The sequence below is a fragment of the Paraburkholderia ginsengisoli NBRC 100965 genome, assembly GCF_000739735.1.
Taxonomy (GTDB): Bacteria; Pseudomonadota; Gammaproteobacteria; order Burkholderiales; family Burkholderiaceae; genus Paraburkholderia; species Paraburkholderia ginsengisoli.
Map to the genome: position 1 here is coordinate 17058 of NZ_BBJF01000014.1, position 12545 is coordinate 29602.

The window sequence follows — 12545 nt, forward strand, 5'->3', positions numbered from 1 at the left end:
CAGTGGCGGCAGCGTGCTGAAGGCGGCGGGCCTAACCGTTATGCCGCCGTCAGTCGATCGCAAGACGCCGATGCGCCGTCGCCACAAGCCTCTCAAACGGGAACGTGCTGGCGGCGAGCGCGCTGGTGTCCGGAAAGTTCTCACGAGCGATATCGGTCAACACCTGCCCCGGCGGCGCTTCGATCAACACGCGTGCGCCCATCTCCTGCATTGCCGTCAGCGCATCGAACCAACGCACGGTGTAGCGCATGTTGGTCGCGAGATCGTCGCGGATAGCGTCCGCCGTATACAACGGCCGGCCGCCGCGATTGCCAATGTAAGTGCTGCGCGGCGCATGAAAGGGCACTTCGCGCGCGTAGGCCAGTAGTTCATCCGATGCCTGCGCGAGCAATTCACAATGCGACGGCACGCTCACCGCAAGTCGCGTAGCCTTGCGCGCGCCCGCCGCCGACGCACGCGCGATGAATGCATCCAGCGCGTCATCAGCACCCGCCATCACGATCTGGCGCGGCGCATTCACATTGCCGATATAGACGCGCTGCCGCTCCTCGTCCGCATGCTGCGCGGCGAGCGTTTCCAATTGATGCTCGGTCAGCCCCGACACCGCCGCAAGGCCATATCCCGCCGGATACGCCGCTTCCATCAACTCGGCCCGGCGCCGCACCATCTTCAACGCGTCGGCGAATGGCAACGCGCCGCAACTCACCGCCGCCGCATAAGCGCCGACCGACAAGCCCGCGCTGATTTCCGGCGTCAACTGTTCATCAGCCAACGCGCGTGTGACAGCCACGCCCGCGATCGTCAAGCCGACCTGCACGGCGACGGTCGAGTGCAGCGCATCCGGCGTGTCGAGTGTCAGCGCATCGACGCCGAGCACGTGTGACGCTTCGTCGAGCGTGTCACGCACCGCGCGATGCTGCGGCAGACGATGCAGAAAGCCATCGGTCTGCGCGCCCTGGCCGGGAAATAGCAGCGCGAGCATCAGGTGTCGTCGTTGTGATCGATGCGAGCGGTATCCCGCTCCCACGGGTCGGCGATCAATTGCGGGCCGCGAGCATTGCGCGCCATCACGCGCGCTTTGTCCGCAGCCCATTCGGCGAGCGCAACGCCGCCCGCAGGCGTTTCGAGTTGCGCATCGACACGAATGCCGATGCGTTGCGCGAGCGCTCGCAGCTGATCGAGCAACGCAAGCGCGCAGTCTCGCGCGAGCGGTTCGGGCGTCCGGATCAGCAGATCGAGATCGCTCGACTCATTCACGGTCGGCACGCGTGCAGCGAGTTCAAAGCCCGTGCTGCCCGTCGGGCCCCAGACGAATCCAGCGAGCGGACCGGCCGTGTCGCCTTGCAAAGCGTGCAGGGCGACGAAAGCCGATAACGCATCGCGCCCGGCCGGTGGCGCGGTTCGCACCAACGTCTCGGGCGGCACGGCGGCCACGATATCTTCTGCATGAACCCACGTGCCGTAGCGCTGCGCCCGCCCCGCACCGCGCACGCCGATCGCCACGAAGTCCTCCGCAGCCAGCGCGCGTCTGACGACCGCATACGGCGTGCGCTCGACAGCCGCACGGACCCATGCCGGTTCGTCATCGAAAGCGGGCAGGCGTCGCAAACGCAGCAAGTCGTGCGGACGCCATCGCGCATCGCATGACAGCGCATGCGTCGTGTCGAACGGCGGCGCCGCGCGGACCCGCATCACACCGCATCCCACTGTTCGGCGAGCCGCCGGCGCACCTTGATCGACGCCGCGCGGTTCTTCTGCGCCGCCGCCGATTCCAGCCGATGCGCGAGCGTGCGCTCCCCGGTACGCGCACTGCGAATCTGCTCGCACAACACCTGACGCACACGCTCGATCTGCGCCGCGTCCGGCGCATCGGCATCGACGCCGTCGATCAACTGGTCGAGCAGCCCGAGCTTCGCGAACGACGCCATCGAATACGACATCGGCACGATGGTTTCGCCGAGCGCGTCGAGTGCTTCGACCGTGCGGCGCGTGACGCGCGCGGCGGCTTCCTTGCCCATCGCGTGGACCATCGTGCCGGGCGCGTCGAGCGCGACGATGCGGTTCGCCTGATAGCCGTGCGCCAGGAACGCCCCCGACATCGCCGGCCCGACGATCAGCGCGATCACCGGATGACCCGCGTCGCGCGCCGACGCATACGCATCGACGGCGGCCGCGCACGCGAGGTGAATGCCGAGCATTTCCTCGCGATAGCCATAGGCCTGACTTTTCACATCGACGATCGCGACGATCGGACGACGCGCGCCGCTCGCGTCGTCCTGCGCGATGACTTCGCGCACGGCGCGCGCGAGCCGCCAGCCCTGTTCGAGGCCGACCACGTTGTCGGTCGCGCGCGGGAAGCGGTTGGCGGGATCGGGCACGACCGTGATGAAGCGCGCGGTCTCGCCGCCGAGCAGCGCGTCGCCGCTCCATACAGGCGCCTCGCCGGAAGCTTCGCCGGCGAGCGCGTGGAACCAGCGCGCGCCGCGACTCAGTTGGGTATCGCTCATGCCTGCTCCTTGTGCCCGGCGTTCTGGAAAGGGCGGTTGTACACGTCGCGCATACTCTCCGGCGTCACGCTGGCGGGATCGATCTGCGCGAGCCGCTGCAGAAACACGTCGACCTGTTCGCTGCGATGCGCGGCCGGCACGCCTTGCGCGAACGCGGCACGCACGGCGGCGCGCAGCGCGCCGGCATCGTCGTCGATCAACTGATCGGCAAGCACGGTCGCCGCGCGTTGTTCACCGCCGATCAGTTGCCACACGCGGCGGCGGTCGCTCGCATCGAGTTCGTCGATGCCCGCTTCCTGCTCGATCACTTCGGGGCCGTTCATGCCGAGCCGTCCCTGTTTCGTCACGATCAGATACGAGCACAGCGCGGCCGCGAGCGACATGCCGCCGAAGCAGCCGACCATGCCCGCGATCACGCCGACCACCGGCACATGCCGACGCAACGCGACGATCGCCGCCTGCATCTCCGCGATCACCGCGAGTCCGAGGTTGGCTTCCTGCAACCGCACGCCGCCGGTTTCGAACAGTACGACAGGGCGCACCAGCTTGCCGCGTTCGCAGTCGCGCAGCGCCATCTCGAGCGCCGCGGCAATCTTGCTGCCCGACACTTCGCCGATACTGCCGCCCTGGAACGCGGACTCGATCGCGGCGATCACAGCGGGTTCGCCGTCGATGGTGCCGCGCGCGATCACGCAGCCGTCATCGGCCTGGCAGACGACACCTTGCAGCGGTAGCCACGGCGACTCGATCCGATCGAAGGGCCCAAGCAGTTCGCGGAAGCTCCCAGGGTCCAGCAGCGAGCGGGCGCGTTCGCGCGCGGGCAGTTCGATGAAACTGTCGCGCAGCAGCGGCGGGGAATGGGCGCCGGCGGTTGTGGTGGCGTTCATGCGTCGTCTCCCTCTTCGGCGGCTTCGACCGCTTCGGCGAGCCGCAACGCGACCACGCCGGGCGTCGCGCCGAAGTCGTTGATTTCGATTTGCGCGGCGCCGTCGTAGCGCGTGAAGAAGCGGTCCAGCACGCTCTTCCAGATGTGGCCGTAGCCGTCGACGCTGGTGCGCACGACCACGTGCGCGGCGAGCGAGGCGGCGGGATCGGAGGGCGACAGCAGCACTTCAAGATCGCCCGAGCCCACTACGCCGACATGCGCGCGGGTCGTGACGGCGCGTTGCGCCGGATAGTCGAAGGTCAGATGTTCCATGGGTCTGGGCTCCGGCCGGCGTCGTGGTGCGCCAGCATGTCGAGGAAGAGGGTGGCGGCGAGCAGGTCGGCTGCGCCGCCGGGCGATGCGTTGAGCGACAGCAATGCGTGTTCGAGCGCGGCCAAAGCGGCGCGGCCCGCTGGCGTCGAACTGCCGCCGGCTTGCAGCACGCGGCGCGCGCCATGTTGCCCAGCGTGCAAACCGGCGAGGCCCGCGCGATGCAACAGGCAGGTGTCGTCGAGCGAGGCCATGATCGCGAGCAACGCGTCGACGCGCGCGGCGTTTTCGTCGACCCCTCCAGCGCGCGCGGCGAGCAGTGCGGGCAGGCCGACGTCGACGACGTGCGGGAAGCCGTCTTGCGCTTCGCGTCGCGCGCCGCCGACCTGATAGCGCTGCCGTGCGCGTTCGCCGTGACTGTCGGACGGCGCGGCGAAACGGTCGGGGAAGCAGGCGATCTGCGCGGCGCGTGTGCAGATGTGCAAGGCAGCTGGATGTGTAGTAATGCCAGGTATCGATGGAGCCGCAGTTGAGACAGCGGACGCATCCACCGCCGCCCCCGCTACCAGCAAGCCAACAATCCAGATAGCGCCGCGATGCGCGTTGCTGCCGCTGGTCGCGCACAGCATGTCCTGCTCGCCGACGCGGCCGATCTGCGCGAGTTCGGTGCGCAGTAACGCGGACGGTTCGCCCCGGCGGCGCGCCGCGCGTGCGAGCGCCAAGAAGGTCGGTTCGAGCGCCTGCGCGGAACGCAGCATCGTCGCGAGATCGAGGTCGCGATGCGCGCCGCTGCCGCGCCGGTCGACCAGCGCGGGCTTGGGCGTGAGCCGCGCTTCTTCGATCAGCGCGGTGACGGCGTAATGGGCCAGTTGCGCGTCGGTGGGCGAGGTGGTGCCGCGCGCGCCGACACTCACCGTTTGCGCAGCCCCCCGTGCCAAACGCTTCAACACTGCAGCGGTCGCCATCGTCACCAGCTCCTGAAGCGCGCCGGCGGCGCATACAGACCGCCCGACCACGTCACCAGATCGTCGATGCTGCGCGCGGCCAGCAGCGAGCGCTTCGCTTCGCCGCGCCGGATGCCGAGGTCCTCCGGATACGCAACGATGCCGCGCCGGCGCAACTCGGCCGTCTTCTCCGGCTTCGCGCGCAAGCCGATCGGCGTGACGCCGGCCACGGCGGCCACGGCCGCGCGCCGCTCGTCGACGCCCTCGGCCTTGTGCAGATGCGCAATGCCTTCCTCGGTGACGACATGGCTGACGTCATCGCCGTAAATCATCACGGGCGCGATCGGCATGCCGTTTTTTGCGCCGACCGCGACGGCGTCGAGTTCATCGACGAAGGTCGGCTCGCCGCCTTTCTTGTACGTCTCGGCCAGTTGCACGACCAGCTTCTGACCGCGCGACACCGGCCCCTGGTCCTTCAGCAACTTGAGCCACGCTTCGCTCGAATGACGCCGTCCGCGCGGATCGTGGCCCATGTTCGGCGCGCCGCCGAAACCGGCGAGTCGCCCGCGCGTGACGGTCGACGAATTCGCGTCGGCGTCGATCTGCAACGTGGAGCCGATGAACAGGTCGACGCCGTATTGCCCGGCGAGTTGGCACAGCACGCGGTTCGAGCGCAGGCTGCCGTCGTTGCCGGTGAAGAACACGTCGGGGCGCGCTTCGATGTACGCCTCCATGCCGACCTCGCTGCCGAAGCAATGGATGCTGTCGACCCAGCCCGATTCGATCGCGGGAATCATCGTGGGATGCGGATTGAGCGTCCAGTTGCGGCAGATCTTGCCCTTCAGGCCGAGCGACTCGCCGTAAGTGGGCAGCAGCAATTCGATCGCCGCGGTGTCGAAGCCGATGCCGTGATTGAGCGACGTCACCCCGTACGGCTCGTAGATGCCGCGAATCACCATCATCGCGGTGAGCACCTGCAGGTCGCCGATGTGACGCGGATCGCGCGTGAACAGCGGCTCGACCGCGAACGGCCGGTCCGCCTGCACGATCACGTCGACCCACGAGCCGGGAATGTCGACGCGCGGCAACTCGTCGACGATCTCGTTGACCTGCACGATCACGATGCCGTGCCGGAACGCGGCGGCCTCGGCGATGGTGGGCGTGTCCTCGGTATTCGGGCCGGTGTACAGGTTGCCGTGACGATCGGCTTTTTCCGCGCACAGCAGCGCGACGTGTGGCGTCAGATCGACGAACATGCGCGCATACAGTTCGACGTACGTATAGATCGCGCCGATTTCGAGCTGGCCGTCTTCGAGCAGTTGCGCGACCCGCAAGCTCTGCGGCCCGGCAAACGAAAAGTCGACCTTGTGCGCAATGCCGCGCTCGAACAGCGTCAGATGTTCAGGACGACTGATGCTCGAAATCAGCAGATGCACGTCGTGCAGTTTTTGCGGATCGACCTTGGCGAAAGAGCGGGACAGAAAGTCGGCCTGCTTCTGGTTGTCGCCTTCGAGCGCGACGCGGTCGCCGGGCTGGATCAATGTTTCGAGCGCATCGACGATGCGATGGGTCGGCAGGATGCCGTCTTCGAGCCACGGCGCGATGGCCGCGAGGCGACGGTTCTTCTCGTCGCGGCGCGTGGTCCATGAGCGGGCGGGGGCTGGTGACGGGGCGGCTTCGGCGGGGCGGTTCATCGGCTCGGTCAACTCCCGGTGGTGGTGCGCGGGCGTCTGCCGCGCGGCTTCGGTTGATGCGCAAGCGCAGCTTCCGCCTGCGCGCGTTCGGTCAAGAAACGATGCAGCAATTCGCCGGTGCCGAGCAGATGCGCGACGACTTGCGACTGAGCCGCGGCGATGTCGCCGCGCTGAACGGCGTCGAGCAGCGCGGCGTGCTCATTGTCGGACTCGCCCTTGTACAGCGGCAAGCCGAACTTCAGGCGCAGATAGCGTTCGCCGCGCCGATGCAGCATGCCGATCATGTCCGCGAGCTGCGGACGCGCGGCGGGCGCATACAGGCTCATGTGAAACGCGACATTGCGCGCGACGTACAGCGACGGGTCCGGCTCGCGTTCGGCGGCGCGGCACAGGTCCGCGGCTTCGCGCAGCGTCGCGGCGCTGTGATTGGGAATTGCGAGGCCGATCGCGAGGCTCTCCAGCGCGGAGCGGATTTCGTAGATCTCGCGCGCTTCATCCGCCGACAACGGCGCGACCGTCACGCCTTTATGCACCGCGGCTCTCGCCCAGCCCTCGCTCTCGATCTGGCGCAGCGCCTCGCGCACCGGAATCGCGCTGACCGAGAAGTGCCGCGCGATCGCGTCCTGACGCAGCGGCGCGCCGGGCGCCAGCGTGCCGTCGACAATCGCCGCGCGCAGCGCCTCCGCGATCACACGCGAGGTGCTCTCGCGCGGTGCCGCCGCGGGCAAAAACGGATTGCGCGCCGGGGCGTCCAGGGGAAAACCATCTGTTGCGTCGCTCATAGTATCAAATATTATATATAAAAAGACGCGCTTTACACGCGGACAAACCCGGAAAGTTTTCGCCGGGCCGACCGCGCGGGCCGCTCCTTCGTTGTAGGAGGGCGGCCCGAATCCGTCCACCCGCGCGCGCATCCATCCCGTCGTTTCCGATTGTCCCGTTACGTACGCCCATCGCAGGGCCGGAGGAGCATGATGAATTCACTGACCGACCGTACGCCGGTCGCGCGGCGCCGCACGCCGCTCAATCGTTCGCAGATCGTAGGTTTCTGGGGTGCATGGGCCGGCTGGACGCTCGACGGGATGGACTCGTTCATCTACGCGCTGGTGTTGACGCCGGCGCTGACCGAACTGCTGCCGCGCTCCGGCATTGCCGCGACGCCGGCGAACGTCGGGCTTGCCGGATCGATCCTGTTTGCGCTGTTCCTCGTCGGCTGGGGGCTGTCGTTCATCTGGGGGCCGCTCGCCGACCGCTTCGGGCGGACCAAGGTGCTGGCCGCCACCATCTTCACGTTTGCGATCTTCACGGGGCTCGCCGCGACTTCGACCAATGTGTGGCAGCTCGGCATCTATCGCTTCATCGCGGGCGTCGGCATCGGCGGCGAGTGGGCGTTGGCGGGCACTTATGTGGCCGAAGCGTGGCCGGAGGATCGTCGCAAGATGGGCGCGGGCTATCTGCAAACCGGCTACTACGCCGGCTTCTTCCTCGCCGCTGCGCTCAACTACACGATCGGCGTGCATTTCGGCTGGCGCGCGATGTTCCTCACCGGCGCGGTGCCGGTGGTGGTCGCGATTCTGATCCTGCTGCGCGTGAAGGAGCCGGAGAAATGGCAGAAGGCCGAAGCGAATACGGTGCGGACCAAGCCGCTGCGCGAAATCCTCGGGCCGACCTATCGGCGGCGGACCTGGGTCGCGTGCATCCTGTTGACGATCGCGATCATCGGCTTGTGGGCGGGCGCGGTGTATGAGCCGTCCGCCGTGATTCAACTGGCGACTCGCGCCGGCATGGCGAAGGCCGATTCGATCAGGATGGCGTCCGTGGCCACGGGGCTGCTGTCCATCGCGACGATACTCGGCTGTCTCGCGTTGCCGCCGCTCGCCGAGCGCATCGGCCGCAAGAAGACGCTGGCGATTTACTTCGCGGGCATGGCGGTGTCGATCGTCGGCAGTTTCGGGTGGGCGTTCTATCTGCCGAACGGACTCGCGCCGTTCATCGCGTGGCTCGTCGTGCTGGGTTTCTTCGGCGGTAATTTCGCGTTGTTCAGCCTGTGGCTGCCGGAGCAGTTCGAGACCCGCGTGCGAGCCACGGCGTTCGCGTTCTGCACGTCGTTCGGGCGGTTCGTCGGCGCGGGCGTCAACTTTCTGCTCGGCGCGGCGGTGCTGCATATGCATACGCTCGGCGTGCCGGTCGCGTTGACGTCGCTCGCGTTCGTGGTCGGTCTGTTCGTGATTCCGTTCGCGCCGGAGACGAAGGGGGAGGTGTTGCCGCAGTGAGGTTGGCCGTTTGGACGAGTGGCGCGCGCGGTCGCGAGCGGGCATTCTTTTCACCTGTTGGACGACGCATTTCTCCGCTGTTTGTGGTTTGCTGATTTGTACAGCGATATGTACAATGATCGCCGGGGTCGAACGCGTTTTCACGTTCGGACATGCACGGTTTCTACCGTGCTCGCCGTGCTGTCCCCGGCCGTGTGGAGAACCCGCCCGGCGAGGGAATCGTCTCTAACTTTTGACAGGAGCGACTGGAGGGCAACCTCTCAGATCGAGATAGCGAATGAACGTCCTTACTTACAGCGAGGCGCGTGCCGGCTTTAAGCAAGCGATGGACGACGTCTGCCGGGATCACACGCCTATGCTCATCACGAGGCAGAGCGGCGAAAACGTGGTCATGGTGTCTCTCGACGATTTCAATGCAATGCAGGAAACCTTGTATTTATTGAGTTCGTCGAAGAATGCTCAGCGGCTCGCCAGATCCATCGCGCAATTGAACGCCGGCAGTGCGACCGCGCGCAAACTGCTGACCGATGAACCGACAAAAAAGCCGCAACGAGGAGGCCGCACAGGCTGACAGTGTTTTTATGTTCACTGACGACGCGTGGGACGATTATCTGTATTGGCAGGAGACCGACCGGAAGGTCCTGCGCAAGATCAATACATTACTGGAAGAGTGCCGGCGCGACCCTTATCGGGGGACCGGAAAACCAGAGGCATTGATTGGCAGCTTGAGCGGCTTGTGGTCGCGCCGTATCACGCTCGCCGATCGGCTGGTCTATCTGCCGAGAGACGGCAAGATCTACGTGATTGCCTGCCGCTTTCACTACGACCGCTGAAAAAAAGCGGGCTACAGTTCCTGTTTCGCGCAGTCGCGAATCAGGCCCACGCCGGCATACGCGAGGGCGAGGGCGGGCGCCCTCACTCCGCATGCCGCCGCGCCCGCCTGCCCGCGTGCAGCAACGACAGCAACGGCCAGCCGAGATTGACCCCCAAACTCGCCATCACGATCAACCCCATGCCCGCGAGTTGCGGCAGCGCCAATGCCCGGCCATACACCACCGCATCCACCACGATCGCGGTAAGCGGGTAGACGAACAGCAGCACCGCGATCACCGGCGTGCTCAGCTTCGGCAGCGCGCCATAGATCAACACGTACGACAGCCCCGTATGCAGCACACCCATGCCGACCAGCCAAAACCATTGCATCGGGCCGATATGGACGGCGGTGAGTGGCGCGATGAACGGCAGGCACACCACACCCACCGCGCACTGCGCGAGCGTCAGCAGATGCGGCCGCAGGTTGCCGAGCCCTTTGGCAATCAACGTGACGCTCGCATAGAGCAGCGATCCCACCAGCGCTTCGCCGATCCCGATCAGATAGCTCGTATGTCCGTGAAAATTGTTCGTCGCCGCGACGCCCGACGCGAGCACGAGTCCGACGAACGCGGTCGCGATCCAGCCGAGCCGGTCCATGCCGAGGCGCTCGTTGAAGAGCGCCGCGCCGATCAGCACGACCCAGAACGGCTGCACATGAAACACCACTGTCGCCACCGCAATGCTGGTGCGATGAATCGCGTCGAAGAAACCGACCCACTGCGTGACCATCAGCACGCCCGAGAGCACCGCGAGCGCGACCGTGCGGCGCGTGAAATGCGCTCGCGTGAAGAAGCCCTTCCACGCGCAATACGCGGCGAGCGACAGGAAGCCGAACAGGCAGCGAAAGAAAACCAGCGTTAGCGCGCCGAGCCGCGCCTCCTCCACGAAGACGCCCAGCGTGCCCATCAGAAGCCCGCCGCTGGCAAGCGTGATCGCGCCTTGTTGACGTTGGGTGAGGGACATGCGAAGCGGCTCCGTGACGGGATGTCCCAAGTATTGCGCGGCTTGCGGGGCGCTCACAAACGAATTAAATTGAGCAATTCCATCAGCCGGATTGATAAATCATGCACCCCGAATTCGACGTCGATCTGTTGCGCAGCTTCGTCGCCGTGGTGGAGACGGGCAGCTTCACGAAGGCGGCGACCACGGTGCATCGGTCGCAGGCGGCCGTCAGCATGCAGATCAAGCGGCTCGAAACCATGCTCGGCACCACGCTGTTCGCGCGCAATACGCGCAATCTGTCGCTCACGCGGCCCGGCAACACGCTGCTCGAGTACGCACGGCGCGTGCTGGCGCTGCACGAGGAGGCGTGGTCGGCGATCGTGCGGCCCGAGGTGACCGGGCGCGTGGTGCTCGGCGCTCCGGACGATTACGTGTCGTCGCTGCTGTCGCCAGTGTTGCGGCGCTTTTCGAATCTGTATCCGCATGTGGAGATCGAGATCGTCTGCGCGCAAAGCACGTCGCTCGCGCCGATGCTCGCCGACAACAAGATCGATCTCGCGTTCGTCACGCGCGACCGCAAACTGCGCGGCGAATTCGTGCGCAGCGAGCCGATGGTGTGGGTGGGGGCGTCGGTGGATACGCCGGTGCTGGCGGCGTCGCCGCTGCCGGTGGGACTGTACGAGCCCGGTTGCGTCGCGCGCCAGCATACGCTGGCCGCGCTGGACGGCGCGCGGATTCGCTATCGGGCGGCGTTCAGCAGCGCGAGTCTGATGGGATTGGTGGCGACCGTGGATGCCGGGCTGTCGGTGATCGCGCTCACGCGTTGCAGCGTGCCGGCGCGCCTCGCGATTCTCGGCGAAGCGCAAGGCCTGCCGAAGATCGCACCGCTGGAAATCGTGGTGGCGCGCAGCGCCAAATCGGATCGGCCGACCTGCGATTATCTGGCCGCGCAGATGGTGCAGGATCTGTCGTTGCGGGCGCCAGGGCGGGGAGCGGCGGGGTAGGGGCCGCGCCATCTCCTGATTTCATCCCCGCGGATAAGCCGTCACTTTCCCATCCACCGTCACCCGCACCTGTTCTCCGGGCCGCGGACACAGATAACCAGGCACGCGCGCCCGCACCATCGTCCGCGAAGCAGACTGCAATTGCAGCGCGACGCCGGCGTCCTGCCCCTGAAAGATCACGTCGGTGACGACAGCCTCATACGCGCTCCCATCGGCGATCGTTTCATCGGGGCGCAGCACGCGGATCTGTTCGGGCCGCAGCATCACATCGACCGCGCCGGCACCCATCGGCGCAGCCAGCGCCAGCTCGCCGAGTTCGCAGCGCACGCGCTCGTGCTCGGCCGTTCCGGGCAACAGCACCGCCTCGCCGACGAACGACGCCAGCGCGCACGTCACCGGCCGCTGATACAGCGTCTGCGGCGTCGCGGTCTGGATCAGCCGCCCGTTCCACAGCACCGCCACTTCATGCCCCAGCGACAACGCTTCGGACTGATCGTGCGTGACCAGCACGGCGGTCGCGCCGGCGGCGGCCAGTGCGCTCGCCACCGCCTGGCGGGTTTCGAGCCGCAGCGCGGCATCGAGCGACGAGAACGGCTCGTCGAGCATCACGAGCGTCGGCGCCGGTGCCAGCGCGCGAGCCAGCGCAACGCGCTGCTGTTGACCGCCCGACAACTGCTGCGGCGCACGCGCGCCGAATTCCGCCGGCAAGCCGACCAGCTCCAGCAGTTCGGCCACTCGATGCCGCGCGCGACGTTGCGTGCGCGGCAAGCCGAACACGATGTTGTCGGCGACGGACAGATGCGGAAACAGCGCGCCCTCCTGCGGTACGTAGCCGATGCGCCGCTGCTCCGATGGCACGTGCAGGTTGTCGTCGGCGACACGGCGGCCGTCGATCTCGACGCTGCCGCCGTCGGCGCGCTCAAATCCGCACAGCAGACGCAGCAGCGTAGTCTTGCCGCTGCCCGACGGCCCAAGCAGCGCGAGCAGCGTGCCGCGCTCGACGGAGAGGTCGATGCCGTGCAGCACCGGCTGGCCGCCGAACGATTTCCGCAGTCCGCGGATACGAAGTTCGCTCATGAAAATCCGAAGGTGAAAGCGCGTGAAAGCAGGGCG

General features: G+C 66.8%; 14 protein-coding genes. 4 read left to right on the forward strand and 10 right to left on the reverse strand.

Features of this window, described 5'->3' with window-relative positions:
• Window positions 1-49: 49 nt before the first annotated feature.
• The 8 genes from mdcH to BGI01S_RS20910 are packed head-to-tail and all read right to left on the reverse strand — an operon-like array spanning window position 50 to window position 7122.
• Entirely contained in the window at window positions 50-982 is a 933-nt protein-coding gene (gene mdcH / locus BGI01S_RS20875; RefSeq protein WP_042327921.1) for a malonate decarboxylase subunit epsilon, read from the reverse strand.
• Window positions 982-1692 carry a malonate decarboxylase holo-ACP synthase gene (locus tag BGI01S_RS20880; protein ID WP_042327922.1) on the reverse strand — a complete coding sequence of 237 codons (711 nt, stop codon included), beginning with the start codon at window positions 1690-1692 and terminating at the stop codon, window positions 982-984. The genes mdcH and BGI01S_RS20880 overlap by 1 nt, the downstream gene beginning before the upstream one ends.
• Window positions 1692-2507, reverse strand: coding sequence for a biotin-independent malonate decarboxylase subunit gamma (gene mdcE, locus BGI01S_RS20885; RefSeq protein ID WP_042327924.1), 816 nt, complete (start codon window positions 2505-2507; stop codon window positions 1692-1694). The genes BGI01S_RS20880 and mdcE overlap by 1 nt, the downstream gene beginning before the upstream one ends.
• Window positions 2504-3394, reverse strand: coding sequence for a biotin-independent malonate decarboxylase subunit beta (locus BGI01S_RS20890; protein ID WP_042327925.1), 891 nt, complete (start codon window positions 3392-3394; stop codon window positions 2504-2506). The genes mdcE and BGI01S_RS20890 overlap by 4 nt, the downstream gene beginning before the upstream one ends.
• Window positions 3391-3705 carry a malonate decarboxylase subunit delta gene (locus BGI01S_RS20895; protein WP_042327927.1) on the reverse strand — a complete coding sequence of 105 codons (315 nt, stop codon included), beginning with the start codon at window positions 3703-3705 and terminating at the stop codon, window positions 3391-3393. The genes BGI01S_RS20890 and BGI01S_RS20895 overlap by 4 nt, the downstream gene beginning before the upstream one ends.
• Window positions 3693-4667 carry a triphosphoribosyl-dephospho-CoA synthase gene (locus BGI01S_RS20900; RefSeq protein ID WP_042327928.1) on the reverse strand — a complete coding sequence of 325 codons (975 nt, stop codon included), beginning with the start codon at window positions 4665-4667 and terminating at the stop codon, window positions 3693-3695. The genes BGI01S_RS20895 and BGI01S_RS20900 overlap by 13 nt, the downstream gene beginning before the upstream one ends.
• 2 nt (window positions 4668-4669) lie before the next feature.
• Window positions 4670-6340 (reverse strand): malonate decarboxylase subunit alpha, encoded by a 1671-nt coding sequence (gene mdcA / locus BGI01S_RS20905; protein ID WP_042327929.1) that lies wholly within the window; start codon window positions 6338-6340, stop codon window positions 4670-4672.
• 8 nt (window positions 6341-6348) lie between these two features.
• The gene (locus BGI01S_RS20910; RefSeq protein ID WP_042327930.1) at window positions 6349-7122 is read right to left on the reverse strand and encodes a GntR family transcriptional regulator; all 774 of its coding nucleotides are present in this window, start codon (window positions 7120-7122) and stop codon (window positions 6349-6351) included.
• Between the two features lie 192 nt (window positions 7123-7314).
• Between BGI01S_RS20910 and BGI01S_RS20915 the strand changes: the two genes are divergently transcribed.
• From BGI01S_RS20915 to BGI01S_RS20925, 3 genes are all read left to right on the forward strand, one after another.
• Complete coding sequence (locus BGI01S_RS20915; protein ID WP_174447427.1) at window positions 7315-8613, forward strand: MFS transporter; 1299 nt, start codon at window positions 7315-7317, stop codon at window positions 8611-8613.
• Window positions 8614-8890: 277 nt separating this feature from the next.
• A complete protein-coding gene (locus BGI01S_RS20920; RefSeq protein ID WP_042327932.1) occupies window positions 8891-9184 on the forward strand; it encodes a type II toxin-antitoxin system Phd/YefM family antitoxin in 294 nt (97 codons plus the stop codon).
• Window positions 9141-9446 (forward strand): Txe/YoeB family addiction module toxin, encoded by a 306-nt coding sequence (locus BGI01S_RS20925; protein WP_456299636.1) that lies wholly within the window; start codon window positions 9141-9143, stop codon window positions 9444-9446. Before BGI01S_RS20920 ends, BGI01S_RS20925 begins: the two co-directional genes overlap by 44 nt.
• 82 nt (window positions 9447-9528) lie before the next feature.
• Here BGI01S_RS20925 and BGI01S_RS20930 read toward each other — a convergent pair whose 3' ends face one another.
• Entirely contained in the window at window positions 9529-10449 is a 921-nt protein-coding gene (locus BGI01S_RS20930; RefSeq protein ID WP_042327934.1) for a DMT family transporter, read from the reverse strand.
• Between the two features lie 101 nt (window positions 10450-10550).
• Between BGI01S_RS20930 and BGI01S_RS20935 the strand changes: the two genes are divergently transcribed.
• Complete coding sequence (locus tag BGI01S_RS20935) at window positions 10551-11432, forward strand: LysR family transcriptional regulator (protein ID WP_042327935.1); 882 nt, start codon at window positions 10551-10553, stop codon at window positions 11430-11432.
• A gap of 21 nt (window positions 11433-11453) precedes the next feature.
• Here BGI01S_RS20935 and BGI01S_RS20940 read toward each other — a convergent pair whose 3' ends face one another.
• Window positions 11454-12509, reverse strand: coding sequence for an ABC transporter ATP-binding protein (locus BGI01S_RS20940; protein WP_042327936.1), 1056 nt, complete (start codon window positions 12507-12509; stop codon window positions 11454-11456).
• Window positions 12510-12545 lie beyond the last annotated feature (36 nt).

Bases quoted from the DNA above. Each gene is read 5' to 3' on its own strand.
- mdcH (WP_042327921.1), bottom strand. From the start codon at position 982: ATGCTCGCGCTGCTATTTCCCGGCCAGGGCGCGCAGACCGATGGCTTT.
- BGI01S_RS20880 (WP_042327922.1), bottom strand. From the start codon at position 1,692: ATGCGGGTCCGCGCGGCGCCGCCGTTCGACACGACGCATGCGCTGTCA.
- mdcE (WP_042327924.1), bottom strand. From the start codon at position 2,507: ATGAGCGATACCCAACTGAGTCGCGGCGCGCGCTGGTTCCACGCGCTC.
- BGI01S_RS20890 (WP_042327925.1), bottom strand. From the start codon at position 3,394: ATGAACGCCACCACAACCGCCGGCGCCCATTCCCCGCCGCTGCTGCGC.
- BGI01S_RS20895 (WP_042327927.1), bottom strand. From the start codon at position 3,705: ATGGAACATCTGACCTTCGACTATCCGGCGCAACGCGCCGTCACGACC.
- BGI01S_RS20900 (WP_042327928.1), bottom strand. From the start codon at position 4,667: ATGGCGACCGCTGCAGTGTTGAAGCGTTTGGCACGGGGGGCTGCGCAA.
- mdcA (WP_042327929.1), bottom strand. From the start codon at position 6,340: ATGAACCGCCCCGCCGAAGCCGCCCCGTCACCAGCCCCCGCCCGCTCA.
- BGI01S_RS20910 (WP_042327930.1), bottom strand. From the start codon at position 7,122: ATGAGCGACGCAACAGATGGTTTTCCCCTGGACGCCCCGGCGCGCAAT.
- BGI01S_RS20915 (WP_174447427.1), top strand. From the start codon at position 7,315: ATGAATTCACTGACCGACCGTACGCCGGTCGCGCGGCGCCGCACGCCG.
- BGI01S_RS20920 (WP_042327932.1), top strand. From the start codon at position 8,891: ATGAACGTCCTTACTTACAGCGAGGCGCGTGCCGGCTTTAAGCAAGCG.
- BGI01S_RS20925 (WP_456299636.1), top strand. From the start codon at position 9,141: ATGAACCGACAAAAAAGCCGCAACGAGGAGGCCGCACAGGCTGACAGT.
- BGI01S_RS20930 (WP_042327934.1), bottom strand. From the start codon at position 10,449: ATGTCCCTCACCCAACGTCAACAAGGCGCGATCACGCTTGCCAGCGGC.
- BGI01S_RS20935 (WP_042327935.1), top strand. From the start codon at position 10,551: ATGCACCCCGAATTCGACGTCGATCTGTTGCGCAGCTTCGTCGCCGTG.
- BGI01S_RS20940 (WP_042327936.1), bottom strand. From the start codon at position 12,509: ATGAGCGAACTTCGTATCCGCGGACTGCGGAAATCGTTCGGCGGCCAG.